This window comes from Arcobacter roscoffensis, assembly GCF_024267655.1.
Taxonomy (GTDB): domain Bacteria; phylum Campylobacterota; class Campylobacteria; order Campylobacterales; family Arcobacteraceae; genus Arcobacter_B; species Arcobacter_B roscoffensis.
In genome coordinates this window covers 37,323-63,345 of the sequence record NZ_CP100595.1, presented here as the reverse complement: position 1 = coordinate 63,345, position 26,023 = coordinate 37,323, and the positions used below count along the sequence as shown (strand labels likewise).

Annotated in this window: 26 protein-coding genes; 14 read left to right on the top strand and 12 right to left on the bottom strand. The window is 30.6% G+C overall.

Annotated elements, in window-relative coordinates; all coding sequences use genetic code 11:
* Position 1: 1 nt before the first annotated feature.
* From NJU99_RS00340 to NJU99_RS00290, 11 genes are all read right to left on the bottom strand, one after another.
* Positions 2–376 (bottom strand): YbgC/FadM family acyl-CoA thioesterase, encoded by a 375-nt coding sequence (locus tag NJU99_RS00340; protein ID WP_254576753.1) that lies wholly within the window; start codon positions 374–376, stop codon positions 2–4.
* A gap of 3 nt (positions 377–379) precedes the next feature.
* Positions 380–802, bottom strand: a complete 423-nt coding sequence (locus NJU99_RS00335; RefSeq protein ID WP_254576752.1) for a hotdog fold thioesterase — start codon at positions 800–802, stop codon at positions 380–382.
* 16 nt (positions 803–818) lie between these two features.
* Entirely contained in the window at positions 819–1,676 is an 858-nt protein-coding gene (locus NJU99_RS00330; protein ID WP_254576751.1) for a 3-hydroxybutyryl-CoA dehydrogenase, read from the bottom strand.
* Between the two features lie 25 nt (positions 1,677–1,701).
* Entirely contained in the window at positions 1,702–2,343 is a 642-nt protein-coding gene (gene tmpT, locus NJU99_RS00325; RefSeq protein ID WP_254576750.1) for a thiopurine S-methyltransferase, read from the bottom strand.
* Between the two features lie 22 nt (positions 2,344–2,365).
* On the bottom strand, positions 2,366–3,277 hold the full coding sequence (locus NJU99_RS00320; RefSeq protein ID WP_254576749.1) for an electron transfer flavoprotein subunit alpha/FixB family protein: 912 nt from the start codon (positions 3,275–3,277) through the stop codon (positions 2,366–2,368).
* A 13-nt stretch (positions 3,278–3,290) separates the two neighbouring features.
* A complete protein-coding gene (locus tag NJU99_RS00315; protein WP_254576748.1) occupies positions 3,291–4,058 on the bottom strand; it encodes an electron transfer flavoprotein subunit beta/FixA family protein in 768 nt (255 codons plus the stop codon).
* Between the two features lie 14 nt (positions 4,059–4,072).
* Positions 4,073–6,094, bottom strand: coding sequence for a heterodisulfide reductase-related iron-sulfur binding cluster (locus NJU99_RS00310; protein ID WP_254576747.1), 2,022 nt, complete (start codon positions 6,092–6,094; stop codon positions 4,073–4,075).
* A gap of 50 nt (positions 6,095–6,144) precedes the next feature.
* Complete coding sequence (locus tag NJU99_RS00305; protein WP_254576746.1) at positions 6,145–7,284, bottom strand: acyl-CoA dehydrogenase family protein; 1,140 nt, start codon at positions 7,282–7,284, stop codon at positions 6,145–6,147.
* Between the two features lie 169 nt (positions 7,285–7,453).
* On the bottom strand, positions 7,454–8,854 hold the full coding sequence (locus tag NJU99_RS00300) for a solute carrier family 23 protein (RefSeq protein WP_254576745.1): 1,401 nt from the start codon (positions 8,852–8,854) through the stop codon (positions 7,454–7,456).
* A 237-nt stretch (positions 8,855–9,091) separates the two neighbouring features.
* Positions 9,092–9,526 (bottom strand): MaoC family dehydratase, encoded by a 435-nt coding sequence (locus NJU99_RS00295; RefSeq protein ID WP_254576744.1) that lies wholly within the window; start codon positions 9,524–9,526, stop codon positions 9,092–9,094.
* A gap of 71 nt (positions 9,527–9,597) precedes the next feature.
* Positions 9,598–10,767, bottom strand: coding sequence for an NAD(P)/FAD-dependent oxidoreductase (locus NJU99_RS00290; RefSeq protein ID WP_254576743.1), 1,170 nt, complete (start codon positions 10,765–10,767; stop codon positions 9,598–9,600).
* 219 nt (positions 10,768–10,986) lie between these two features.
* Here NJU99_RS00290 and NJU99_RS00285 point away from each other — a divergent pair, with 219 nt between their 5' ends.
* From NJU99_RS00285 to NJU99_RS00235, 11 genes are all read left to right on the top strand, one after another.
* Positions 10,987–12,054, top strand: coding sequence for a TRAP transporter substrate-binding protein (locus tag NJU99_RS00285; protein WP_254576742.1), 1,068 nt, complete (start codon positions 10,987–10,989; stop codon positions 12,052–12,054).
* Between the two features lie 131 nt (positions 12,055–12,185).
* Positions 12,186–12,782 (top strand): TRAP transporter small permease subunit, encoded by a 597-nt coding sequence (locus NJU99_RS00280; RefSeq protein WP_254576741.1) that lies wholly within the window; start codon positions 12,186–12,188, stop codon positions 12,780–12,782.
* A complete protein-coding gene (locus NJU99_RS00275; RefSeq protein ID WP_254576740.1) occupies positions 12,779–14,152 on the top strand; it encodes a TRAP transporter large permease in 1,374 nt (457 codons plus the stop codon). The genes NJU99_RS00280 and NJU99_RS00275 overlap by 4 nt, the downstream gene beginning before the upstream one ends.
* Before the next feature lie 224 nt (positions 14,153–14,376).
* Complete coding sequence (locus tag NJU99_RS00270) at positions 14,377–17,217, top strand: FAD-binding and (Fe-S)-binding domain-containing protein (protein WP_254576739.1); 2,841 nt, start codon at positions 14,377–14,379, stop codon at positions 17,215–17,217.
* 71 nt (positions 17,218–17,288) lie between these two features.
* Positions 17,289–18,113, top strand: a complete 825-nt coding sequence (locus tag NJU99_RS00265; protein WP_254576738.1) for a peptidylprolyl isomerase — start codon at positions 17,289–17,291, stop codon at positions 18,111–18,113.
* Between the two features lie 39 nt (positions 18,114–18,152).
* Complete coding sequence (gene gatB / locus NJU99_RS00260) at positions 18,153–19,580, top strand: Asp-tRNA(Asn)/Glu-tRNA(Gln) amidotransferase subunit GatB (protein ID WP_254578112.1); 1,428 nt, start codon at positions 18,153–18,155, stop codon at positions 19,578–19,580.
* 10 nt (positions 19,581–19,590) lie between these two features.
* The gene (locus NJU99_RS00255; RefSeq protein ID WP_254576737.1) at positions 19,591–20,484 is read left to right on the top strand and encodes an NAD(P)H-dependent glycerol-3-phosphate dehydrogenase; all 894 of its coding nucleotides are present in this window, start codon (positions 19,591–19,593) and stop codon (positions 20,482–20,484) included.
* A 58-nt stretch (positions 20,485–20,542) separates the two neighbouring features.
* Positions 20,543–21,277 carry an energy transducer TonB gene (locus tag NJU99_RS00250; protein WP_254576736.1) on the top strand — a complete coding sequence of 245 codons (735 nt, stop codon included), beginning with the start codon at positions 20,543–20,545 and terminating at the stop codon, positions 21,275–21,277.
* Between the two features lie 9 nt (positions 21,278–21,286).
* Positions 21,287–21,826, top strand: a complete 540-nt coding sequence (locus tag NJU99_RS00245; protein ID WP_254576735.1) for a MotA/TolQ/ExbB proton channel family protein — start codon at positions 21,287–21,289, stop codon at positions 21,824–21,826.
* Entirely contained in the window at positions 21,810–22,208 is a 399-nt protein-coding gene (locus NJU99_RS00240; RefSeq protein WP_254576734.1) for an ExbD/TolR family protein, read from the top strand. The genes NJU99_RS00245 and NJU99_RS00240 overlap by 17 nt, the downstream gene beginning before the upstream one ends.
* 20 nt (positions 22,209–22,228) lie before the next feature.
* Positions 22,229–22,924: an ABC transporter permease gene (locus NJU99_RS00235; protein WP_254576733.1), complete on the top strand. Its 696-nt coding sequence runs from the start codon at positions 22,229–22,231 to the stop codon at positions 22,922–22,924.
* Here NJU99_RS00235 and NJU99_RS00230 read toward each other — a convergent pair.
* On the bottom strand, positions 22,921–23,268 hold the full coding sequence (locus NJU99_RS00230; protein WP_254576732.1) for a winged helix-turn-helix transcriptional regulator: 348 nt from the start codon (positions 23,266–23,268) through the stop codon (positions 22,921–22,923). The genes NJU99_RS00235 and NJU99_RS00230 overlap by 4 nt on opposite strands.
* Positions 23,269–23,380: 112 nt before the next feature.
* On the opposite strand from NJU99_RS00230, the gene NJU99_RS00225 reads away from it, so the two are divergent.
* The 3 genes from NJU99_RS00225 to NJU99_RS00215 are packed head-to-tail and all read left to right on the top strand — an operon-like array spanning position 23,381 to position 25,988.
* Positions 23,381–24,370 carry a YhdH/YhfP family quinone oxidoreductase gene (locus NJU99_RS00225; protein WP_254576731.1) on the top strand — a complete coding sequence of 330 codons (990 nt, stop codon included), beginning with the start codon at positions 23,381–23,383 and terminating at the stop codon, positions 24,368–24,370.
* A 59-nt stretch (positions 24,371–24,429) separates the two neighbouring features.
* The gene (locus tag NJU99_RS00220; protein WP_254576730.1) at positions 24,430–25,662 is read left to right on the top strand and encodes a glutamate-5-semialdehyde dehydrogenase; all 1,233 of its coding nucleotides are present in this window, start codon (positions 24,430–24,432) and stop codon (positions 25,660–25,662) included.
* A complete protein-coding gene (locus NJU99_RS00215; RefSeq protein ID WP_254576729.1) occupies positions 25,662–25,988 on the top strand; it encodes a putative quinol monooxygenase in 327 nt (108 codons plus the stop codon). Before NJU99_RS00220 ends, NJU99_RS00215 begins: the two co-directional genes overlap by 1 nt.
* The last annotated feature ends 35 nt before the right edge of the window (positions 25,989–26,023 follow it).

Sequence of the window (26,023 nt, the reverse complement as noted above, 5' to 3'; positions counted from 1 at the left end):
GTTAGATTTTTTTTAATATATTAAAGATATTATCCGGTATTTTTATAGCTTTATAATCTTTTACATAGACTAATACTACTTCAAAAGAACAAATAAGTTCTGTGTCTTTTAATATATCTTGTTTTAGTATTACTGAGGAGTTTTTTCTCTCTAGAATTTGAGTCCTTACTTCTAGTAGATCTCCTAAAAATGCAACTTGTACAAAGTCACAAATTATATTTCTTACAACAAAGTGTTCTTTTTTTGATTCATCGTGGGAGGATAAACCTTCTTTGAAAAATACTTCAGACCTAGCTCTCTCACAAAACTTTATAAAGTTTGTATGATAGACGATTCCTGCGGCATCTGTATCTTCGTAATATATTCTAATTTTCATATTTTATTCTTTTATAACTGCTACTGTTAATCTTGAAGCACACACTATTTTCCCACTTTCTTTATGGCTAATTTTAATATCCCATACATGTGTACTTCTTCCTATATGAATAGCACTTGCAACACCTACAACAACACCATCTTTTACTCCTTTTAAGTGATTTGCATTAATCTCTAAACCAACAGCTGTAAAACCTTCTTTACATGCCATTACTCCTGCTAAACTTCCTAATGTTTCAGCAAATAATACAGAAGCTCCACCATGTAATATTCCATGAATTTGGTGACTTTTTGAATTAACTGGCATTTCACCTATTAAAGTATCATCTCCCATTTTAGTAAGTTTAATACCTAAATTCTCAATAGCTGTATTCTTAGCCATTGAATTAAGATCATCTAAGCTAAGTTTTTTATTCCAAATACTCATAAATTTCTCCTAGAAGTTATTTTTTAGGGTACTCGTAAAAACCTTTTCCTGATTTAACACCGTACCATCCAGCTTCTACATATTTAACTAACAATGGAGAAGGGCTATATTTTGGATTGCCAAAGCCTTCATGTAATACATTCATAATGGCTAAACAAGTATCAAGGCCTATAAAATCTGCTAAGGCTAAAGGTCCCATAGGATGACCCATACCAAGTTTCATCGCTGTATCAATTGATTCAACATCTCCTACCCCTTCATATAAAGCACATATAGCTTCATTTATCATAGGCATTAAAATACGATTAGCAATAAAAGCAGGGTAATCTTTTGAAGTAGCAACTGTTTTACCTAAAGACTGAGCAAATTCTTTTGTAATTGTTAACATTTCATCACTTGTAGCAATTCCTGGAATAAGTTCAACTAATTTCATAACTGGAACTGGATTCATAAAGTGTAATCCGATAAACCTTTCTGGTCTATTTGTAGCAGCTGCTAATTTAGTAATAGACATACTAGAAGTATTTGTAGATAATAAACATTCATCTTTTATGTGTTCTAATAAACCTTGAAATATTTTTACTTTTAAATCGAAGTTTTCTGTTGCAGCTTCAATAATAAGATCAGCATTGTTTAGAGTACTAGAATCCGTACTAATAGATATTCTATCTAATGAACTATCCATATCTTCTTGTGTAATTTTTCCTTTTTGAACTTGTCTACTAAGGTTTTTATTAATAACTCCCATTGCTTTATCAAGTGCATCTTGAGCAATATCTATTAAAACTACTTTATATCCTGATAAGGCACAAACATGAGCAATTCCATTACCCATTTGTCCAGATCCTATAATTCCAACTTCTTTTATATTCATTTTTTTACCTTTTATAATTTATATTTTAACTATTATGTAATATACAAACAGTCTCTATTGCTTGTGATTTACGTTTTAAACCACTAGGAATATCAATATTCTCATCAAGTAATTTAATCTCATAATAATCACTATAATGATGTTCTATTTCTGATAAGGGAACAGAAAAAGGAGGACCGCTCATAATATTTTGCTCATAGTCATAACTTATGAGTAATTGGGGAGCAACATTTGTAATATTTAAAAGATGAGAAACATACTCTATTCGCATTTCTAAAGGAAGAGCAACTAATGCAGCTCTATCATAAATAGCATCAATAGGTTTTAATATTTCTGCACTCATCTTAAAAAAATCACCCACATAAATATCGATATTTTTAGCACTATATTTAACAAAATCATTCTCTTTTGATATTAAGGGAGTAATATTTAACTCATGAAAAAGCGCATCAATAGCATCTTTATTTAACTCAATACCAACAATAGAATAACCCTTTGATAATAACCATGCAATATCTAAAGTTTTACCACACAAAGGTAGAAATATACGTTTTTTTTGTGCTAGATTTAATTTATGAAAATATTTAATCAACATAGGATTAACTTTTTTCATATGAAAAGCAATTTCTTCCTTTTCCCATCTCTCATTCCAAAAATCTAGATCCACGATATATCTCCACTTTTTATTTTTATGATAATTTAGAAGTTAACGCTGGTACAAATTGAAGTACATCAGCTACAACTAAAATATCTGCAACTTCATTAATCGGTGCATCTTTATCAGTATTAACAGCAACTATAAACTCTGATTTTTTCATTCCAGCTAAGTGTTGAATAGCTCCAGAAACACCACAAGCTATATATAATTTAGGAGAAACTGTTTGTCCTGTTGTTCCTACTTGATGACTTTGATCAACCCATGCATTATCAGCAACTGGCCTACTAGCACCTAATTCTCCACCTAACTTATCTGCTAAAGCTTGAATAATAGGGATATTATCTTTTTTACCAACACCACGACCAGCAGTTACTATAATTTCTGCTTTTGTTAAATCCAAACCTTTAGCTTCAGCTTCTTCATAAGCTACAAAGTTTACATTTGAAGCTGTATCACCTGAAATATTTTCAACTTCTGGTGAACCACTAGGTTCATCAATAGGAGTAAATGCTCCAGCTTGAATAGTAATAACTGTCTTATCAGTCTTAGATTTTAAATCTCTTCTTAATTTTGAATTACAAGAAGGAACAATAAAAGAGTTTTCTTTATAATCAATTACTTCTGTGAATTGTGTAGCTTTTAATGAAGTAGCAACTCTAGGAGCTAAGTCCCAACCAAAAGAAGAATGAATAAATACAATTAAATCTGGATTCTCTTTTTTAACCACATCTAAAACTAATTGTTTATGTGCACTTGGATTATACTCTCCAAGAGTATTTGCATCAGCTAAATAAAGTTTCCCATCAAATTTTGGAATATCTTCTTCATAACCAACTGCTAACATTACTTTATCTGCTTCTAATTTATCTGCAAATCCTATTAAGTCATATGTTACATCTAATAACTTATTTTCTCTATACTCACCAACTAATAATATTTTCATAATAATTTCCTTTCTAAAGAACCGAAGTTTTTTCTTTTAATATTGCAATCAATTTATCTGCAAGCTCTGGAACATCACCTTCTAAAACAAGGCTACCACCACTTTTTTGTGGATAATAAAAATTAAGCGTTTCATTCAAACTCTCACTACTTGATAATTCTAAACTATCAATAGTTATTAGTTCTTTCTTTTTTGCTTTCATGATATTTGGTAAAGTAGGGTATCTTGGAGTATTAAGACCTAATTGACAAGTTAATACAACAGGAGTGTCTACTTTAATAATAGATTTTAATCCACCTTCAAGCTCTCTTTTCACTGTAATTCCATCAGAGTATTCAAAATCAGCAATTGTAGAAACACAAGCAATATTTAATAACTCTGAAACTATAACTCCAACTTGAGCAGAACCTCTATCCTGTGACTGCATTCCAGTAAAAATAATGTCAAACTCTTTTTCTTTTGCAAAATCAGCAATTAAACTAGCAACCTGAGATGAGTCTTTTATATAAGACTCTGCATCTTCGATATGAACAGCTCTATCACAACCCATTGCTAAGGCTTTTTTTAAGGCTTCTTTTACTCTTGCAGGACCTACACATAAAACAGTAACATCAACATCTGATAATTGCTCTTTCAATTGAACAGCTTGTTCAATAGCATATTCATCATATTCATTGATACGATAAGCTAAATCATTTTCATCAAACCAATTATTTTGAGCATTTACTTTAAATTTTGATTCCATATCTGGAACTTGTTTAATACATACAAGCACTTTCATTTATACATCCTTTTTTATTTTTTTAGTCTTTCAACTATAATTTCTGATAAATCTTTTACAACTAAACTATCTTCACAATCTGCCATCTTAATTCCATCTTCAAACATTGTAAGACAGAAAGGACAGTTAGAGATCAGGGTAGGGGCTCCTGTTTCTTGAGCCATGTTTACTCTATCAACATTAATTTTCTTATTTCCTAGATGCTCTTCTGCAAGGATTCTTCCTCCACCAGCACCACAACAAGAAGTATCTTTTTTACTTTTTGCCATTTCAATGATATTTGCACCAGCTGAGTCTAAAAGAGATCTAGGTTCTGAGTCAATATCATTGTGTCTTACTAAATAACAAGAGTCATGATAAGTACAATCAAACTCTTTTTCTTCCATAGGAATAAGTTTTTGTTTCTCTAACCTATCAAGGAAAACTGTATAGTGTTCAACTTCTGTTTCTAAACCTAAGTCCCTATAATCTTTATTTAAAGTATTAAAACAATGGGGACAAGTAGTTACGATTTTTAGAACATTATATTTATGAAGATTTTCAATATTTTCTTTTGCTAATTCTTGATATAAATATTCATTACCCATTTTTCTAATAGGCTCTCCACAACACTTTTCTTCTTTTCCTAAAATTCCTACTTTAATACCTGAAGCATTACAGATTTCTACAAAATTTCTTGCAATTTTTTGGTTTCTTGCATCAAATGAAGCATAACAACCAACATAATAAAGAACATCTACTGGATCTTTTAAAATATCTGTAGCATCACTCATGATTGCAACATCTAAACCTTCTGCCCAATCTCCTCTTGAAGCCAATGCTAATCCCATAGGATTTCCATTTACCTCAACATTATCCATTGCTTTCATTACTTCTTCGCCAGCAAATTCACCTTCCATTAAAACAAGGTTTCTTCTAATATCTACAATTTTACTTACATGCTCATTTGCTGATGGACAAATATCCTCACAAGCTCTACACGTTGTACATGACCAAATAGCATCTTGCCCAATATCATCAACTAAGTTTCTCTCTGGATCATTAAAAGCAGCATCACCGATTTTATGAATTACACTCATTGGAGATAAGGGTTTTCCTGTTGCATTGGCAGGACAAATATCTTCACATCTATTACAGCTAATACAAGCATCTGCATCAAATATATCTTTCCAAGTAAAATCTTTTACAGTTGAAGCTCCAAAAGATTCTATATTTTCATCTTCCATATTTAAAGTAACTAGCTTTCCGGTAGGACCTTTATCTTTAAATACATAATTAGCACTAATTGTAAACATATGTCTTAATTTAGTTAGCGGAATTACAACAAAGAAAGCAAGAACTATAACGAGATGAAACCACCATAATATTTTATGAGATAATAATAAAGATACTTGACTAACATCTGAAAGCATTTTTGCAATAACCATTCCTACTGGAGAAAAAATCATCCATTCAGGATTGGTCTTAAGTTCAGTAGCAGCCATTCTTAATCCTTCAATTAAAAATCCAGTAATTAAAATGATATATAGCAACACATGAATAATTGTATCTTCCCGAGATGTAATCAAGTTTTCAGGTTTAAGAATAAATCTTCTTACAAATAAGCCTGTCATCATGATAACTCCAACTAGTCCAGCAATATCCAAAGATAAAGAATAAATCTTATAAAAATCACCTTTTAAAAAGACATAATCAAATAATACTCCCGTGATATCTGTTTGAACAAAAATCAAGAATGTTCCAATGAACAGAATTATAAACGACCAAAAAAATAAACTATGGGCAATACCAGATCTACTATTTCTTCTAACTCTAATTTGCCCCATCATATTAGTAAGCATATATTTTATTCTTTCACCAATATTATCTGTTCTATTTAAAGGTCTTCCTAATTGATATACCTTATATCTCTTATAAAAAAGATATACAACTAGCCCCATTGCTAAAAAAGTTAAAGCATACATTAGACCAACCGTTGTGGCAGTTTTTCCTATATTCCAATATACTTCTCTAGTTATCTCTGTAGTAGCTTCCATAATACTCCCTAAACAAGCCTTTTAAAAAGGCTTTTATTCTTAATTTATTCTTATTTAAACAACATCTTTCCAATAATCACACGTTGTATCTCACTAGTACCTTCATAAATCTCTGTGATTTTGGCATCTCTGTACATTCTTTCAACTTCATACTCACAAATAAAGCCATATCCACCATGAACTTGTATTGCATCTTTTGTAACAAAAGTTGCAGTTTCAGAAGCAGATAATTTTGCCATTGCTGATTCCATAATATATGTTTTATTATTCTGTTTAAGCCACGCTGCTTTATAAATTAAAATTTTACTTTGCTCAATTCTTAATTTCATTTCTGCAAGTTTCATAGATACTGCTTGAAATGCCGAAAGAGGCTTATTAAACTGCTTTCTTTCTTGAGTATATTCAACCGATCTTTCCAAAGCTCCCTCTGCAATACCTAAGGCCTGTGCTCCAATACTAATTCTTCCTGCATTTAGAGTTTCCATAGCAATTTTAAAACCATCACCTTCTTTTCCTAACATATTTTCTTTAGGAATTTTTACTCCATCCAAAGCAAATGCCGTTGTATAACTTCCTCTAATTCCCATTTTTACTTCATTTTTTGTAATCTCAACTCCTGGACTTTCTAAATCAACAATAAAAGCAGATAGCCCTTTATGTCCTAAAGTTTTATCTTTTGTTGCAATTACAATTCCAGTACCTTTATATGCACCATTTGTAATAAATATTTTTGATCCAGTGATTACATAGCAATCTTCTTCTTCTTTATACCTAGTATCAATATTAGATACATCACTTCCAGCATTAGGTTCTGTTTGTAAAAAACAACCAATTTTTTCACCACTTGCTAAAGAAGGAAGGTATTTTTTCTTTTGCTCTTCCGTACCATAAGATAAGATTGGTCCACAACATAATGAAGTATGTGCTGCAATTAAAACTCCTGTAGAAGCACAAGCTTTTGATACTTCTGCAACTGTTAAAATATATGAAAAGTAGTCCATTCCCGCACCACCATACTCTTCAGGGATATAAGTACCCATAAATCCTAATTCACTTATTTGAGAAATTAAAGATGAAGGGATTTCATGCTTTTCATCAATTTCAACTGCCAAAGGTTTTATTTCATTATTAACAAAGTCCTTAAGACTATCTATTAATACATTATGATCTTCACTTAATTCAAAATTCATCATTTACTCCTAGTTAATTTATAAAAGTAGTATAATTAGAAAAAATGACATAAAAATGTCACCAGATATATAATTAGATTATTAATATTTAAAATATTTTTTTGTGTAAAAAAGTATTTATCCCTTGTAAGTACTATATAAAGTACTTACAAAAGAGATATAAGTTTATTTAACTTGCAGTTTTTTCTTTTGAGTTTTCTTCAGAGTCTAAAATACTATTTTCCCCATCATGTTTGCCTAGAAGTTTAGGTCTTTCAAGTAAAAAATATAAGATTAAACCAATAACTACAGCATATAAAGTAGACTTTGGATCAGGCATTGATAAAGTAATTGCAACAATACCAGCAACTCCTCTTTCAGTAGAATTTTTTAACTGTTCCATTCCAACTAAAATACAAATATATGCAGTAAGAATTAGAGTAAGTGATAAAGCAATAGGAAGTACTGGTTTAAAGAAAGTTACCAGTGGCAACATAAATAAAGCTATCATTCCACTAATCCAAAATGTTCCTCCACCACTATAAATGGATTCCATAGACTTTTTACCCATTGCATATCTTTCAGCTACAGTTGCATGAACTGCAGTAAATAAAGGTCCTGATAAACCAGGCCAAGGTGCAAAGAAAGCGTGAAGCCCATTTCTAATTGCTGTAACTAAATGTACTCTATCTACATTTTCTTCAATTTTTTCATCTTGTCTAATATGATCAACTCTTTTTACTAATGTAAATCCAATAATAATATCACCAAAAGCAATTACATAAGCAATTAATGCTGTAGGTATTGCTAATAAAAATACATCATATGAAGGTAGTCCATTTGCAAATACTAAATAATTCCACATCAAAGCAAAATCAGGTTGAGTAATTCCCATTTGTATATCAGGTAAAGGATATTCTCCAACAGCCCAACCAACAAAAATAGCAATAATCATACCTGTAACCAAACCAAAATTTGCAATTTGTTTTGCAAAAGGGTTATTTTGTATTACATTTTTAAAAGATAAAGAAAATAATACATAAGCTGAAACTAATGAACCTATAATAATTGAAATAGGCGTTGTATCAATTCTTCCTCCAACTTTTAACTCACCCATTAAAGCTGCCACACCTGCACCAATAATCACCCCTGATTTTAAAGAGTTGGGAATTGCATTAACTAGCTTACTTCCAAGTCTTGTTATTCCTAAAAATAGGAATATAAGTGTAACTTCAATTTGTAAAGCAAACATTGCTTTAATAGCTTCTGGACCTGGTTCAAAACCTTTTAGATATAATAAAACAACTGGAATAGCTGGAGTAATCCACCCTGGTACCAAAGGTACTCCTAGAAGACCAGGGAGAATGTATCCAATTCCTGCAATAAATGTAAATGCTAAAGCTGCTTCATAAGGCATACCTAAATAAGTTTGAAGCAATGGAATCATTGCTAAACCTACAACAAACATAAAGAAACCTTGTATCATCTCAGGTAATTCCCAACGATAATGAACAAAAGGAAGTCTTATCTTAAAAGGACCTAAAGGCCAATGTGGTTGTTCTTGACCATCAACTCTTTTATATAATGGCATAAGAAATCCTTTTTGTAGCTGTGATAATTAAATTAATATTCATGTATCTCTCCTTATTAATTTAAAAAAGTATATTTGGAAAAGATGACAATTTAATGATAATGAAAGTTTTTTTTTAATAAAAAAATATAATTTTTTTATTGTTTTTAAGATTACTCTTATAAAATATTTTTAGGTCTTAATTATAAAGGTAAAAGCTATAAATTATAGCTTTTACTAAATGAAGTTTATTTAGAATTATTGTTTTGGAACAAAAGCTTCTGACTCACCATCAATAACAATTTCCCCTTTTACAATACAAATAGATTGTAAAAAAACTCTTCTTCTTTCAGGATCAATATCAGTTACAATTAATTTGGCAGTAACAGTATCACCAATATATACTGGCTTTAAAAACTTTATAGTTTGAGAAACCCAAACACAACCAATACCAGGAAGTTTAGTACCCATTAAGCCAGAAAAAAAAGATACAGAAATTAATCCATGTGCAATTCTTCTTTCCCATCTTGTATTTTGAGCATATTCATCACTAATATGTACAGGATTATGATCTCCTGAAAGACCTGCAAAAGTTTTAATATCACAATCTGTTATCGTTTGAGTATAACTAACTTCCATCCCTCTTTTTATATCTTCAAATAATAGCGTATCAAAATTAATTAATTTAGACATGTTACTTCTCCTATTTATTTATTTGAATTTAGTATATATTTATTAAATGACAAAAAAATGGCAGCTGATTACTATTTTGCCTTGAGCTTTTTAAATTTTATTTTATGCATATATGTTACAAAATGCTTAATAAAATGTGCTATATAACCTTTTACAAATAAAGTATTAAAAAGTAAACCAATAGCATATGAACCACCTAGTGAAATTAAAACACCATTTGATTTAGGAACAAAATTTTCATTAGATCTATTACTCATTCTATTTTTTATAAATTTTGCAACAAATGTACCTGTTTGTATAGCTAACTGTGCTGTAGGAGGAATATATTTATTATCATACATAATCTCAGCAGCATCTCCAATAACAAAAACATTTTCCTCTGCTTCTAATTGAAGATATTCATTTACAATATACTGATTTAATTTATTAACATTATAAAATTTCTTTGAATCTATAGTTATACCTCTAATACCTCCTGTAAAAATAAAACAGTTATAGTCAATAACATCGCCATTATCTAAATAAATTTTATTTTCATCTACATCTCTAATAAAGGTGCCTAAAAAAGTTTTGACATCTAAATTTTCTAGTCTTTTCTCGCATGCACTAATTAGCCTTTTATCCATATTTGGTAAAACTGTTTTCATACCATCCACAATATAAACTTTTATATTACTTGCTTTAGAATAAGGTATTACTTCTCTTATCAAAGTGGCCATTTCACTAGCAACTTCTACCCCAGAAAGACCTGCACCTCCAATAACAATATTATAAGAAACACTATCTTCATCTTCTTGTTTTAAAACTGTTTTACTTATCAAAGAATCAAAAGACTGGTTAACTATTGTCGCTTTTTGAAGAGTTTTGATTCCAATAGAATACTTCTTAATGTTAGGAACTTGAGGAGGAAAATTTGTAAGTGCTCCTGTTGCGATTATCAAATCATCATATTTGTATTTAATATTGTTAGACGATGTAACTTCTTTTTTTTCTGAATCAAAGTGTGTAATTTCTTCTTTATAAAATTTTATATTAGAATTTATATCATTAATATATTTACTAATGTTTATTGTTACATCAGAAATACTGTATTTTGTAGCTACAAAGCCATAAGATTCGACCTGTATGTAATGATAATCCTTTTTATCAAAAAGCAAAATCTCTATATCTTTATTCTTAGATAATTCTTTTATTGCATAAAGTCCTGCATAGCTAGCCCCTATAATAATAACTTTTCTCATATTTGCTTCTCCAAAATTATTTTTATAATGTTACATATAAATAATGATAAAAATATGGCAAGAGGCCTAATATATAATTTAACATATTATATAAGCATGAAATAAAAATATTTATATGAAAATATACATAAAAAGTACATTTTATCAGTGAAAATATCATATCATTATCATTTCTAAAGGTTAGAATTTAAGCATAACAAATCAAAGGAGAGAATGATGATGTTAAAAAAGACAACAAAACTACTTTTAACTTCTGCATTAATTGCAGGTTTAAGTACAGCTGCTGTAGCAAAAGAAAAAGTTTACAAGTGGAAACTTGCAACAACTTGGGGTTCTACACTTACACCATTTATTGATGCACCACAAAACATGGCTAAAATGGTTGAAGAGATGTCTGATGGACAATTACTAATCAGAGTTGATGCTTCAAATAAACATAAAGCTGCACTTGGTATTTTAGATATGGTAAAAGGTGGTCAATATGATATGGGTCACTCAGCGTCATATTACTGGAAAGGTAAAGATATTAACACTATGCCTTTTAGTACAATGCCATTTGGTATGACTACACCTGAGCAATATGCATGGTTCTACCACGGTGGTGGAATGGAACTTATGAAAAAAGTTTACAAAAAACATAAAGTATTATCTTTCCCTGGTGGATCAACTGGAAACCAAATGGGTGGATGGTTCAGAAAAGAAATTAATACAACTGAAGACTTAAAAGGTCTTAAAATGAGAATTCCTGGATTTGCTGGTGAAGTTATGGCAAAATTAGGATTAACAGTTACTAACATTGCTCCAGGTGAATTATATACTTCACTTGAAAGAGGTACATTAGACGCACTAGAGTGGGTTGGCCCTGGTATGGATATCAAAATGGGATTCAACAAAATTGCACCTTACTACTACACAGGATGGCATGAACCAGGTTTAGATTTACAATACCTTGTAAATGAAAGAAAATTCAAAAAGTTACCAAAAGATTTACAACAAATCTTAATTACAGCTATGAGAGTTTCTGCATATGATATGTATATTCAAAACTACCATATGAGTGCTGAAGCATGGGCAAAAATTGAAAAAGATTTCCCTAACATCAAAATCAAAACTTTCCCAAAAGAAGTTATGGACGCTATGAAGAAAGCAAATGCTGAACTTAAAGCAGAAAAAACTAAAAACAACCCATTATTAAAAGAGATTTTAGATTCTCAAGACGCTTACCAAAAGAAAGCTAGAGAATGGACTAAAATGTCAGATTACTTATACTTAAAAGATAACTTATAAGATATATGTTATAACTCCTCTTCTTCTTAAGAGGGGTTATATTCTTCAAGATGAACTTAACTAATGGGTAATGTAAATATATATGGGAAGCTTATATTTATATGACCTATTCATGAATCAAAAGGATTTTTATGCTGTTAAAAATAGAAAGGGCATTTGATAAATTTGCCGATATTATAGGATATACTACTGCATTTGTTATGGTGCTTATGATATTAAATGTATTCTATGATGTGATTATGAGATACTTTTTTAATACAGGAAGTATTGCAATGCAAGAGATGGAATGGCACCTATTCTCTGTAATTATTCTTTTAGGTATATCATATACATTAAAAGAAGATGGTCACGTAAGAGTTGACTTAATCTATGACAGATTAACTGATAAGAAAAAAGCAATCATTAATATGGTTGGTGTAGTTACATTTATTTTACCAATTGCTTTATTAATTGGTATTGGTTCAATTGATTATGTAATAGAATCTTACACATCAAATGAACAAAGTGGTGATCCAGGTGGATTAACAAATAGATGGATTGTAAAAGCATTGATTCCATTATCATTTTTCTTACTGATTATCACATCAGTTGGTTTCTTTATTAAAAACCTTAATATTTTTAAAGGTTTACACCAATACAACGAAAGTGGTTTAAAAAGTGAAATTGATCACTTAAGACAAGATATTCAAGACCACATGCACAATATCGAAGAAGGAGATAAAAAATGATTGGTATTATAATGTTCTTTACTGCATTGTTTATGCTTCTTCTTGGATTTCCAGTAGCATTTACATTCGCAGCTGTATCAGTATTTTTTGGGATGATAGCTGGAATTTATGAAATTTGGTCTTATGCAGACCCAGACATGACAATGACAGCGATATTCTTAGATGGTTTAACTGAGGGTGTTTTAATGTTCGACTTTATGCCATTTAGAATTATGTCAATTATGCAAAACACAATTTTAATGGCTGTTCCAATGTTTATTTTCATGGGTATTGTTTTACAAAAAACAGGACTTGCTGAAAGATTATTAGAATCTATGGGATTCTTATTTGGAGAAATTAGAGGTGGAGTTGCTATTTCAACTGTATTAGTTGGTGCATTATTAGCAGCTTCTACTGGTGTTGTTGGAGCTTCAGTTGTTGCGATGGGTGTTATATCACTTCCTGTAATGATGAAGTATAAATACAATGTTTCCTTAGCCTGTGGTACAATTTGTGCATCTGGTACACTAGGACAGATTATTCCTCCTTCAATTGTATTAATTATCTTAGGGGATGTTTTCCAAGTTCCTGTAGGTGATTTATTTAGAGCAGCTGTATGGCCAGGGTTAGCATTAGTTGGTGCATATATTTTATATATAGTTGTATTAGCATTTATTAACAAAGAAACAGCACCTGCTATTCCACCTGATCCATCAAGAGGTTCAAAAGGTAAGCAAGTTGTTAGAGCTTTAATTGATATTATTCCATCATTAACACTAATCTTATTAGTTCTTGGTTCAATTTTTGGTGGTGTTGCAACTCCAACTGAATCAGCAGCTGTTGGATGTTTAGGTGCTGTTGGATTATCATTTATTTATAGAACATTCTCTATTGCTATGGTAAAAGAAGCCTCACTAGAATCTGTAAAAATTACTTCTATGGTATTTGGTATCTTAATTGGTGCAACTGCATTCTCAATGGTATTCTCATACACAGGTGGAGAAGAGTTAGTTGAGCACTTTATGTTAAGTTTACCTGGTGATGAGAAATGGGGATTCATTATCTTTACAATGATTGCAATTTTAGTTTTAGGATTCTTTATTGACTTCGTTGAGATTTCATATATTATTGTTCCTATTTTAGTTCCAATTGCTATGGCATTAGATATTAACCCTGTATGGTTCGCAATTTTAATTGCTATGAACTTACAAACATCGTTCTTAACACCGCCATTTGGATTCTCCCTGTTCTACTTAAAAGGAGTTGCACCAGCAACTGTTAGAACAACACAGATTTACAAAGGTGTGTTACCGTTTATTGCAATACAAATAATAGTTCTTCTATTAGTTGCATTCTATCCAGAGGTATTTGGTATCAATCCAAATGCTTAAGGATAATTAAAAGTAAAAGCTTGGCTTTTACTTTTTAATAGGAGTTAGCCTATGAAAAAAGACTTAAAAAAACTAATCTCTAGTATCATCTTAAAAGTAAGAGATAAAATGTTTGGATTTATTGATGATCCACAACAAAGAATCTATACTGTACCTCGCCTTGAATAATACATATTCCTTTAATTAAAAAAAACAATATAATAAAAACAACAAAAGGATAGAAAATGTTAGAAGGTAAATATCAAGATTTTTACACACAAATTAGTACTCAAATTAAAAAAGAGAATATTTTTACTGATAAGTTACATACCTTAGCGTATGGAACTGACGCCTCTTTTTATAGGCTAATTCCTAAGATTGTTATCAAAACTGATAATGCAGATGAAGTTCATAAAATAGTTACTTTATCAAATGAAATGAATCTAAGTGTAACATTTAGAGCAGCTGGTACTTCACTTTCTGGTCAAGCTATTTCGGATTCTATATTAATCATCACTTCAAGAAAGTTTTCTGATTTTAGAATCTCAGATGATAAAACAGAAATTTCACTACAACCTGCACTTACAGGAGCACAAACAAATAACCTACTTGCACCATTTGGTAAAAAAATAGGTCCTGATCCAGCTTCTATTAATGCTGCTATGATTGGTGGTATTGCTGCTAATAATGCATCTGGTATGTGTTGTGGTATATCACAGAACTCATATAAGACTTTAAAATCAATGAAACTTATTTTTGCTGATGGAGCAAGGCTTGATACAGGATGTAGTGAAAGTAAAGATGCTTTTAGAAAATCTCATGGTGAGTTTTTAACAGCTTTAAAAAATATTGCTACTGAAACAAAAAATGATGAAGAACTATCTGCTTTAATCAAAAAGAAATTTAAAATCAAAAATACATGTGGTTATTCAATAAACTCGCTTGTTGATTTTGATGATGAATTTGAGATTTTACAACACTTAATCATTGGTTCTGAGGGAACTTTGGCCTTTATTGAAGAGATTACTTACTACACAGTTGAGGATTTAAAAGATAAAGCATCTGCTCTAATGTACTTTAAAGATGTAAAAGAAGCCTGTAATGCAGTTACAAAACTAAAACTTGCAAGAGATGCTAAGACTATAGTTGTTGATGCAGTTGAATTAATGGATAGAGCAGGTTTAGCAAGTATTGAAAATGATCCAGCAATGCCTGACTTTATCAAAGACTTTGACGAAAATGTAACAGCTTTATTAGTTGAAACAAGAGCTATAAATGACAAAGAATTAGATATTCAAATTTCACAGTTAGAAGAGTTACTAGAAGAATTTGATGTAGTAAGGGATATTTACTTCACTAAAGACGTACAAGAGTATACACTTTACTGGAAAATTAGAAAAGGTTTATTCCCAGCTGTTGGTGCAGTTAGAAAAGTTGGAACTACTGTAATTATTGAAGATGTTGCTTATCCTATAGAAAGCCTTGCAGAAGCTACACTTGAACTGCAAGCCTTATTTAAAAAACATGGTTACAGTGAAGCACTTATCTTTGGTCATGCCTTAGAAGGAAACTTCCACTTTGTATTTACACAAGACTTTTCAGATGAAAAAGAAGTTAAAAGATATGATGAGTTTATGAATGATGTTGTTGATTCTGTTGCTGTAAAATACCAAGGTTCACTAAAAGCTGAACACGGAACAGGTAGAAACATGGCTGCCTTTATTGAAGTAGAGTGGGGAAGAACTGCTTATTCAATGATGAAAAGAATCAAAGATTTATTTGATCCAAAAGGTTTATTAAATCCAGGTGTTATTATCAATGATGATGCCCAAGCTCATCTTAAAAACCTAAAAGCAATGCCTGCAACAAATGATTTAGTTGATACTTGTATTGAGTGTGGATTCTGTGAGCCAACTTGTCCATCAAATGAATTGACTTTAAGTCCTAGACAAAGAATTGTAATCAATAGAGAAATTTCAGAACTTAAAAGAAATGGAAAAGATGAAGAAGCTAAAGAGTATTTAGACCTTTATCAATATGATGGAATTGAAACATGTGCGACATGTTCATTGTGTTCAACTGCTTGTCCTGTAAAGATTGACACAGGAAGCCTAACTAAATACCTAAGAGCAGAGCAAAATAGCCAAAGAGCAAATGGTGTTGCTAATTTTGTAGCAAGTAACTTCTCAACTACACTTACAGGTATGAAATTTGGTCTTCATGGAGCAAATTTAATGCATAAATTAATTGGAACTGCTAGCATGGAAAGTGTAACAGATACAATTAGAGATTGGACTAAAGGTAAAAGTGCAAAATGGTCTACATCTATGCCAAAAGCAATTACAATAAATACTAAATTTGAACAAAAATCTAGAGATAAAAAAGTAGTTTATTTCCCATCTTGTATCAATAGAACTATGGGTAGAAGCTCAGTATCACAAGAAGAAAAAGAACTATTTGATGTGACAGTTGAGTTACTTCAAAAAGCTCAATATGAGATAATCTTCCCTGAAGATATGGGTAATTTATGTTGTGGTATGCCATTTAGTTCAAAAGGTTTCAATGACGCTTCAAAACAAAAATCACAAGAGCTTGAGAAAGCTTTAAATAAAGCAAGTAAAAATGGTGAATATCCAGTGCTTTGTGACACAAGCCCATGTACTAAAAAAATGATGGAAAGCTTTGAAAGTGATATTAGTATCTATGAGCCTATTGAGTTTGCATTAGATTTCTTAGCTAAAGATTTAGAGTTTACAACTATAAATGAACCAATTACAATTCATACAACTTGTAGTTCAAGAAAAATGGGATTAGAAGCTAAGTTTAAAGAACTAGCAAGTTTATGCTCTACAGAAGTTATAGTTCCTGCTGATGTACAATGTTGTGGTTTTGCAGGGGATAGAGGATTTAATTTTCCTGAATTAAATAAATCTGCATTAAGAAGTTTAAAAACTCAAACAGCTGGTGCTAAAATGGCATTTTCAACTTCAAAAACTTGTGAAATTGGATTAAGTGATGAGTCAGGACTTGACTATAACTCAATCTTCTATCTTGTAAATAAAGTTACAAAAGCTAAAAATTTATAATCTTTTTTTAGTCAAAACAGATATTTACCATTTTTTTGGTAAAATGTCTGTTTTATTAAAAAGGATTTTTGATGTACAAACTTTTATTATCCCTACTAGTAGGCTCAACGCTTAGTTTTGCTGGTATTATAAATGGTATTGCAATTACAGTAAATGGCGAGCCTATAACTCTTTATGATATAGATAAACAAATGGTTCAAAAAGATGTATCTAAAAATAAGGTAGTAAATGACCTTATTGATGAAATACTTTTTGAGCAATTAGTAAAAAAACATAATGTTTCAGCAGATGTTTTTGATGTAAATAACTACATTGAAAAATTAGCAGCTGCGAATGGTATGGATGTTTACTCTTTTAAATCTATTGTTAGACAACAATACAGTGACTATGATGTTTTTGAACAAGAAGCTAAAAAAACTGTAGTTAGACAAAAATTAATTGAAAAACTTGTTAAAGGTCAATTAAAAATTGCAAATGAAGAAGATTTAAAAATCTATTATAATAACAATCAAGAGCAGTTTAAAACTGCCCAAACAATAGAAGTTATTCAATACTCATCAAAAAACAAAAAAGCTTTATTAGCTACTATTAAAAACCCTTTATTAGTATCAAATGAAGTAACAAGAAATGCTATTAGTTTAGATAGTGCAAGACTTAATCCTCAATTACAATTTATTTTAAATAAAACTAAAAAAAGTAATTTTACACCTATTTTCACATCAAACAAAGCATACAATACGCTTTATGTAAAAGAGAAAAAAGGTTCAACTACTTTAGACTTTGAAATTGTAAAAGGAAAAATCTTCAATGATATTATGAAGATAAGAGAGAAAAAGTATTTAAAAGACTATTTTGAAAAAGAAAGACTAACAGCAAATATTAAAATAGTAAGATAAAACAGGAAAAAATAAAAAGGATAAAAACTTATGTCAGATATGTTTGAAGTAATTATTGGTTTAGAAGTACACGCTCAGTTAAATACTAAAAGTAAACTATTTTGTTCATGTGCAACAAGTTTTGGAGAAGAACCAAATACAAATGTATGTCCAACTTGTTTAGGACTTCCAGGAGCACTTCCTGTATTAAATAAAGAAGCTGTTCATAAAGCTATTATGCTAGGAACTGCTTTAAACTCACAAATAAATAAAAAATCTATTTTTAATAGAAAAAATTACTTCTATCCAGATTTACCAAATGGATATCAAATCTCACAATTTGAAGTGCCTGTAGTTGGACTTGGTGAATTAGTTATTGATTTTGAAGATGGAACTTCTAAGACTATTGGTGTTACAAGAGCCCATTTAGAAAATGATGCAGGTAAGAGTATACATGCCGGAAATGCTTCTCATGTTGACCTTAATAGAGCAGGAACACCACTACTTGAAATCGTATCAGAACCTGATATGAGAAGTTCAGAAGAGGCTATTTTATACCTTAAAAAACTTCACTCTATTGTAAGATACTTAGGAATAAGTGATGCAAATATGCAAGAGGGTTCATTTAGAGCTGATGTTAATGTATCTATTAGACCAAAGGGTGATGATAAGTTATATACAAGATGTGAGATCAAAAACATGAACTCATTTAAATTCATCGAAAAAGCTATTAAATATGAAGTAAATAGACATATTGAAGCTTGGGAAGATGGTATTCATGATACTGAAATCGTTCAAGAAACAAGACTATTTGACCCTGAAAAAGGTGAAACTAGATCTATGAGAGGGAAAGAAGACGCAGCTGATTATAGATATTTCCCAGATCCTGATTTATTACCTGTAATTATTACAGATGAAATGATGGAAAAATACACACAGATTCCAGAACTACCAGATGAGAAAAAAGCTAGATTTGTAAATGACTTTGGTATCAAAGAGTATGATGCCTCGGTTATTACAGCAAACCTAGAAACTGCTAACTTCTTTGATGAGATGATGAAAGAAGGAATTACAGGTAAAAATGCTGCTACATGGTTGACAGTTGAATTACCTGCAAGATTTGGTGAGGGAGTTACACTTGAAAACTCACCAGTTCAAGCCAAAAAGCTAGCTTCTGTTGTAAAAGCAATTGAAGATGGAACAATCTCTGGAAAAGCAGCAAAAGAAGTACTTGATTACTTAATGGAAAAACCAGAAGTTGAAGTAGATGCAGTTATTGATGAACTTGGATTAAAACAAGTATCTGATGATGGAGCTATTTTAGAAATCATTGATGGAATTCTTGCAGCAAATCAAGATAAAGTAGAACAATACAAAAGTGGAAAAGATAAACTATTTGGATTCTTTGTAGGTCAAACTATGAAAGCATCAAAAGGTAGCGCAAACCCACAAAAAGTAAATGAATTATTAAAAGAAAGACTAGGTTAGAAAGGCTGAAATGAAAGGTTCAATAGCAGTAATTGGTGCAGGTAAATGGGGTCAAGCCTTACACTTTGCACTATCACAAAAACAAAAGTGTTTAATCACATCAAGAACAAAAAGAGATATTAAGAATTTTGTTGATTTAGATACTGCTTTAAAATGTGACTTTTTAGTAATAGCAATTCCTGCTCAAGAAATAAGAGCTTGGTTAAAAAACAACTTCAAATTCAATAATCACAAAATCCTAGTAGCTTCAAAAGGTATAGAAGCAAGCTCAGGAGAGTTTTTAAATGAAATTTATGCAGATTTTGTACCTGAAAAAAATATAGGTTTTATTTCAGGTCCTTCTTTTGCAGCTGAAGTTATACAAGGGCTTCCTTGTGCTTTAGTTTTAAACTCATCTTCAAAAGAGCTATATGATGATTTTGAACCATTTTTCCCTAACTTTATTAAGACTTATTATAGTGATGATGTAATAGGTGCTGAAGTAGCAGGGGCTTACAAAAATGTACTTGCAATTGCTAGTGGTATTTGTGAAGGTTTAAATCTTGGTAAAAATGCACAAGCCTCACTAATTTCAAGAGGTCTTGTAGAAATGCAAAGATTTGGTAAGCACTTTGGTGCTAAAAAATCATCTTTTGTAGGTTTAAGTGGTGCAGGTGATTTGTTTTTGACAGCTAGTTCTACTATGAGTCGAAACTATAGAGTAGGACTTGGTCTTGCAGAAAATAAAAGCTTAGAAGATATTTTAGAAGAGCTTGGAGAAGTAGCAGAGGGTGTTAAAACAAGTGAAGCTATTTATAACCTATCTTCAAAACATGAAATATATACACCCATAGCAAAGGAAGTAAAACTAGTACTTGATGGGAAAAATCCCTTAGATAGTTTAAAAGACTTATTAAGTAATTAATAGTTTTTTAACACTTCTTTACTAAAATATGCCTAATCAAAAAAGAAAAACGGCAATTATGAACTTATTTTTATTTACAATATCCCTTTTATCAATTTCTACTATTCATTACTATTTATTTAGTATGCCTATGCCTGAAAATAAAAACATACCTATAAAACAAGATATCGCAAAAGAGCATAAAGTACATCTTCAAATGGCTCAAATACAAAAACCACAACCAAAACCTAAAGAAAAGCCTGTTATAAAAAAAGAACTTCCCAAAAAAGAGACTAAAAAACCTATTATAAAGAAGACAGTAAAGAAAAAAGTTGAAAAGAAAAAACCAGTAAAAGAAAGAATAATTAAACAAAAAGTAAAATCAGAAATTAAAAAAACAAAAGAAGTAAAAAAAGAAGTAAAAGAGACAAAACAAGAGCTAGTAAAAAAGCCAACAAAGCCTATAAAAAGCGTACAGCCTATAATAAGTATAAACAAAGAGAAAATCAAAAAAGAACAAGATAGATTAAAAAATCAATATCTACATGCACTAAGAGCAAAAATAAATGAGAATAAACACTATCCAAGAATCTCAAAAAGACTAAAAGAACAAGGAGTTGTAAATATCTCTTTTAGAGTATTAAAAAATGGAAATTTTATAAATATAAAAGTTTTAAAAACAAGTTCTAAAAAAAGATTGGATAAAGCAGCACTTGAAGCAATATCAGATACAAACTCTTTTATGGCATTTGATAAAAAAATAAAAGCCTCATATATGGATATAATTATCCCTATAGAGTTTAAACTACAATAAGGAAAACCTATGCAACACTCGCTAATAGAATACATACACCTAGGTGGTTATGTTATGTATATTTTAGTATTTTTAAATATAGTTGGTCTTACTATTTTACTTTGGAAGTTTATACAACTACAAGTTGAAAAAAGAAAAGCCCAAAAAATAGTAACAAATATCTTTAATGAAGTACAAAAAGAACACTCTACAGCCTTTGTTCATTTAGAAGATGAGATATACAATAAAGCTTCAAAATATTTACTTTCTTGTGAATCAGGAATGAATACTATCAAGATAATCGCAACTATTGCTCCTATCTTAGGACTTTTAGGAACTGTTATAGGTGTACTTTCATCTTTTGAGACTATTGCAGCAACTGGTTTTTCAAGTGGGGCTAACTCTTTTGCCTCAGGTATTTCCCTTGCACTTATTACAACAGTAGGAGGGCTTATAGTTGCTCTTCCTCACTATGTGGGATATAACTATCTTCAAGGTGCTTTTACAAAGCTAGAGGCTAAATATGAGTCTTTAATAGTACATAGGATAACTCGTGAGAAGATTAGTTAAAAAAAGAGAGCTAATTTCTATGGATTTAACACCACTTATTGATGTGGTGTTTTTACTATTAATCTTTTTTATTGTTGCAAGTGAGTTTAAAAAAAATGAAACTATTTTAAATCTAAGCCTTCCTGCTTCACAAAGTAGTTCTCAAATTGTTAAAAAAGAAGAAGTTGTAATAGAGATTACAAAAGAAAAACTGGCTTATAATAGTAAAGAAACTGATTTTTTACAGCTTGAAGAGTCTTTAAAAGACATAGATAAAAAAAGAGCTTTGATAGTACGAATTGATAAAGAAGTAAAATACGAAAGAGTAGTAAAGCTACTTGATTTACTAAATAAACTCTCACTATCAAATCTTCTTTTAGTAACAAAAGAAGATAAAAAGTAAAGTTCTTCTACAATAAGTTTATGCAAACAATTCCTTTAATAAACTTATTGTACTTACTTTTACCACTAATTATAGTTTGGTATTTTTATAAATCTTGGGTTGGCAATCAAACAGAGATTTTATATGCTACCATTAGAATGGTAGTACAACTACTAGCAATAGGTTATTTACTTTTAATACTTTTTGAAAACAAACATATCTATATGGGAATAGTAGTCATTTCTTTTATGTTAATAGTTTCTACTTGGATATGTATAAGAAACATAAAAAACAAAACAAAAAGCGAATATATAAATGTATTTATTTCATCTACTACTTCTAGTTTAATCCATCTAATTTTGATATTATATTTCGTATTAGGTTTAGTAAATATATACGAACCACAGTACGTAATACCACTTGCAGGAATGGTCTTTGCAAATAATATGAATGGCCTATCTTTGGCTATTGAGAGATTTGAAAGTGAGTATGATAGAACAAAAGATTTTATAACTTCAAGAAGAGACGCATTTAAAGCTTCAATGATACCTCAAATCAACTCATTATTAGCAGTAGGATTAGTATCACTACCTGGGATGATGACAGGTCAAATCCTATCAGGAGTTGACCCACTAATAGCTGTAAGGTATCAAATTATGATAATGTCAATGGTTCTATCAGGAACAGGACTTAGTATAGTTATTTATTTTCTTCTAAAGCAGAGAAGTTTAAACTAAGAGTTAAACTTCTCTTTATGTATCTCACCCCATAAATACATTTGTTTTAATATAGGTTTTAAACTCTGTCCATATTCAGTTAAAGAGTACTCCACCTTTGGAGGTACAACTGGGTATACTTCCCTATGAACTATTCCATCCTCTTCCAGCTCTCTTAATTTTTGGATTAACATCTTTTGTGTTGTTCTTGGAAGAAGTTTTTGTAATTCATTAAATCTCTTTTTCTCACTTCTTAAATACCATAAAATTAATATTTTCCATTTTCCTGCAAGTACATCAAGTGCCGTTTCTACTGGGCATTTCTCAATACTTTGTTCTATTTTTTCATCTATTTTTTTAGTCATTTTAATACTCCATAGCATCTTTTTAGTAAGTACCTATCTTTTTTGTCAGTTCTTGCTCTTTAGATGTATTTTAGCTAAACTTTTAAAAATATCAAAACTAAGGATTATATATATGAAAGCATTAGTTGTAGAAAAAATAGCAGATAAAGAGTTTAGTACAGAAGTTAGAGAATTATCTATGCCAAAGTGTGGAGATAATGAGGTAATTATAAAAGTAAACTACTCATCTTTAAACTATAAAGACGCCCTAAGCTCAGCTGGAAATCCTGGTGTTACAAGAAACTTTCCTCATATCACAGGGATAGATTTAGCTGGTGAGATTTATGAGTCAAAATCACCTATTTTTAAAGCAGGGGAGAGGGTACTTGTAACTGGTTATGATTTAGGAATGAATACAGATGGAGGACATGCTCAATATGTAAAAGTTCCTTCTTCTTGGGTAGCAAGAACTCCTGATGCAATTACTGATAAAGAAATCATGACATTTGGTACAGCAGGACTTACAGCAGCTCTATCAATAAATGAATTAATTGATAATGGCGTTAAAGCAGAAAATGGAGCTATTTTAGTTACAGGTGCAACTGGTGGAGTTGGTTCTATTGCTGTATCTATTTTAAGTAAGATTGGTTATAAAGTTGTAGCTATTTCTGGAAAATCTGAAAAAGTTGACTACTTAAAAAGAATAGGAGCTAGTGAAGTTATCTTAAGAGATGAATTTAATGAAGAGAGTTCTAAAAGACCACTTTTAGGTGAAAAATATGCAGGTGTAGTTGATACTGTTGGTGGAGAGGTTTTAGCAAATGCTTTAAAACTTATCAAATATGATGGTGTTGCTACTTGTTGTGGACTTACATCTTCACATGAATTAAATACAAATGTATTCCCATTTATTTTAAGAGGGGTTAGACTTATTGGTATTGATTCTGTTGAGTGTAAACTAGAGAAAAAACAAGCTGCTTGGGAAAAAATAGCAAGTAAATGGAAGATAGAAGACCTTAAAAATATCACAAATGAAATAGCTTTAGATGAAGTAAAAAAAGCCTATGAATTACTACTTGAAGGTAAAGCTGTAGGAAGATACGTAGTTAAAATAAGTGATTAAAAGACTTAATAGCTAATTTTGATATAATATCGCATTAAAATAAAATATAGGGATATGTAATGCAACAATTTTTAGAAGAGGCTAAGAAAACTAGCCGAACTATTGCAAACCTTAGTACTAAAACAAAAAACAAAGTACTAAACGAAATGGCTGATGCATTAATGGCACATTGTGATTATATAGTTGACCACAATAGAAAAGATATGCATGAAGGAAATATGAATGACTTAAGTGAAGCCTTACTTGACAGACTTCTTCTTACAGGAGAGAGAGTTCAAGGAATGGCTGATGCAATTAGACAAATTGCTTCACAAAAAGAGCCAGTAGGAAGACTACTTGATGGATGGGTAACAGAAGATGACCTAAATATCCAAAAAGTATCTGTTCCTATTGGAGTAATTGGTATTATTTATGAAAGTAGACCAAATGTAACATCTGATACAGCAGCACTTTGTTTTAAAAGTGGAAATGTTTGTGTACTAAAAGGTGGTAAAGAGGCTCAACATTCAAATAAAGCAATTGCAAATGTTTTAAGACAAGTATTAGCAAAAAACAAACTACCAGAACAAGCAATTTCTTTACTTCCAGACTCTACAAGAGAAGGTGTAGCCAAGCTAATCAAACAAGATAAATATGTAGATTTAATCGTACCAAGAGGTGGAGAAGCTCTAATTAGATATGTAAGTGAGAACTCATCAGTTCCTGTAATAAAGCACGATAAAGGTTTATGCCATATCTATATTGATAGAGATGCAGCTCATAATAAAATCATAGATATTGCTTTAAATGCAAAAGTTCAAAGACCTGGTGTTTGTAATGCCATGGAAACATTACTAGTTCATCAAGAAATTGCCCCTTATATTTTACCTGGACTTTATGACGCGTTTATGGAACATGGAACACAACTTAAAGGTTGTAAAGAGACTTTAAAACACTTAGATATTCAGTGTGCAACACATGAAGATTATGATACAGAGTATTTAGCAAATATTTTAAATATTAAAATAGTTCAAAATGTAGATGAAGCTATTGCTCATATCTCAAAATATGGTTCAGGACACTCAGAGTCAATTTTAAGTGAAAACTATACAGCTGTAAATAAGTTTTTAGATGCTGTAGATGCTGCTTGTGTATATGCAAATGCAAGTACAAGATTTACAGATGGTGGAGCCTTTGGACTTGGAGCAGAAGTTGGTATTTCAACTAATAAACTTCATTCAAGAGGACCTATGGGTATTAATGACTTAACAACATTTAAGTATAAAATCTACGGAAAAGGGCAAACAAGATAATGTCAAAAAAAGTATATTGTGTTGCTTCATTTAAAGCAAAAGAGGGGAAAGAGCAAGAGTTAATTGAAGTTTTACAAGGCTTAGAACCTCAAACTACAAGAGAAGATGGATGTATTCAATATATAGTTACAAAACATTTTGAACATCCAAATGCTATGGGAAAATCTTTTCCTATAGTTTTTAATGAAATCTGGGCATCAAATGAAGACTTTGAACTTCACTGCCAAAAACCTTACATCACAGAGTTTTTTGAAACTCATTGCGTAAACCCTGATGGTTTAGTTGCAGACTTCAACGTTTGTGTATACACAGACGAAGTAAATTAATTATTACAAATTGATTACAAGCCTTTCTTAAAAAA

Excerpts from the sequence above, each read along its gene's own strand:
- NJU99_RS00340 (WP_254576753.1), bottom strand. The coding sequence starts at position 376 with ATGAAAATTAGAATATATTACGAAGATACAGATGCCGCAGGAATCGTC.
- NJU99_RS00335 (WP_254576752.1), bottom strand. The coding sequence starts at position 802 with ATGAGTATTTGGAATAAAAAACTTAGCTTAGATGATCTTAATTCAATG.
- NJU99_RS00330 (WP_254576751.1), bottom strand. The coding sequence starts at position 1,676 with ATGAATATAAAAGAAGTTGGAATTATAGGATCTGGACAAATGGGTAAT.
- NJU99_RS00320 (WP_254576749.1), bottom strand. The coding sequence starts at position 3,277 with ATGAAAATATTATTAGTTGGTGAGTATAGAGAAAATAAGTTATTAGAT.
- NJU99_RS00315 (WP_254576748.1), bottom strand. The coding sequence starts at position 4,058 with ATGAAAGTGCTTGTATGTATTAAACAAGTTCCAGATATGGAATCAAAA.
- NJU99_RS00310 (WP_254576747.1), bottom strand. The coding sequence starts at position 6,094 with ATGGAAGCTACTACAGAGATAACTAGAGAAGTATATTGGAATATAGGA.
- NJU99_RS00305 (WP_254576746.1), bottom strand. The coding sequence starts at position 7,284 with ATGAATTTTGAATTAAGTGAAGATCATAATGTATTAATAGATAGTCTT.
- NJU99_RS00300 (WP_254576745.1), bottom strand. The coding sequence starts at position 8,854 with ATGCCATTATATAAAAGAGTTGATGGTCAAGAACAACCACATTGGCCT.
- NJU99_RS00295 (WP_254576744.1), bottom strand. The coding sequence starts at position 9,526 with ATGTCTAAATTAATTAATTTTGATACGCTATTATTTGAAGATATAAAA.
- NJU99_RS00290 (WP_254576743.1), bottom strand. The coding sequence starts at position 10,767 with ATGAGAAAAGTTATTATTATAGGGGCTAGCTATGCAGGACTTTATGCA.
- NJU99_RS00285 (WP_254576742.1), top strand. The coding sequence starts at position 10,987 with ATGTTAAAAAAGACAACAAAACTACTTTTAACTTCTGCATTAATTGCA.
- NJU99_RS00280 (WP_254576741.1), top strand. The coding sequence starts at position 12,186 with ATGCTGTTAAAAATAGAAAGGGCATTTGATAAATTTGCCGATATTATA.
- NJU99_RS00275 (WP_254576740.1), top strand. The coding sequence starts at position 12,779 with ATGATTGGTATTATAATGTTCTTTACTGCATTGTTTATGCTTCTTCTT.
- NJU99_RS00270 (WP_254576739.1), top strand. The coding sequence starts at position 14,377 with ATGTTAGAAGGTAAATATCAAGATTTTTACACACAAATTAGTACTCAA.
- NJU99_RS00265 (WP_254576738.1), top strand. The coding sequence starts at position 17,289 with ATGTACAAACTTTTATTATCCCTACTAGTAGGCTCAACGCTTAGTTTT.
- gatB (WP_254578112.1), top strand. The coding sequence starts at position 18,153 with ATGTTTGAAGTAATTATTGGTTTAGAAGTACACGCTCAGTTAAATACT.
- NJU99_RS00255 (WP_254576737.1), top strand. The coding sequence starts at position 19,591 with ATGAAAGGTTCAATAGCAGTAATTGGTGCAGGTAAATGGGGTCAAGCC.
- NJU99_RS00250 (WP_254576736.1), top strand. The coding sequence starts at position 20,543 with ATGAACTTATTTTTATTTACAATATCCCTTTTATCAATTTCTACTATT.
- NJU99_RS00245 (WP_254576735.1), top strand. The coding sequence starts at position 21,287 with ATGCAACACTCGCTAATAGAATACATACACCTAGGTGGTTATGTTATG.
- NJU99_RS00235 (WP_254576733.1), top strand. The coding sequence starts at position 22,229 with ATGCAAACAATTCCTTTAATAAACTTATTGTACTTACTTTTACCACTA.
- NJU99_RS00230 (WP_254576732.1), bottom strand. The coding sequence starts at position 23,268 with ATGACTAAAAAAATAGATGAAAAAATAGAACAAAGTATTGAGAAATGC.
- NJU99_RS00225 (WP_254576731.1), top strand. The coding sequence starts at position 23,381 with ATGAAAGCATTAGTTGTAGAAAAAATAGCAGATAAAGAGTTTAGTACA.
- NJU99_RS00220 (WP_254576730.1), top strand. The coding sequence starts at position 24,430 with ATGCAACAATTTTTAGAAGAGGCTAAGAAAACTAGCCGAACTATTGCA.
- NJU99_RS00215 (WP_254576729.1), top strand. The coding sequence starts at position 25,662 with ATGTCAAAAAAAGTATATTGTGTTGCTTCATTTAAAGCAAAAGAGGGG.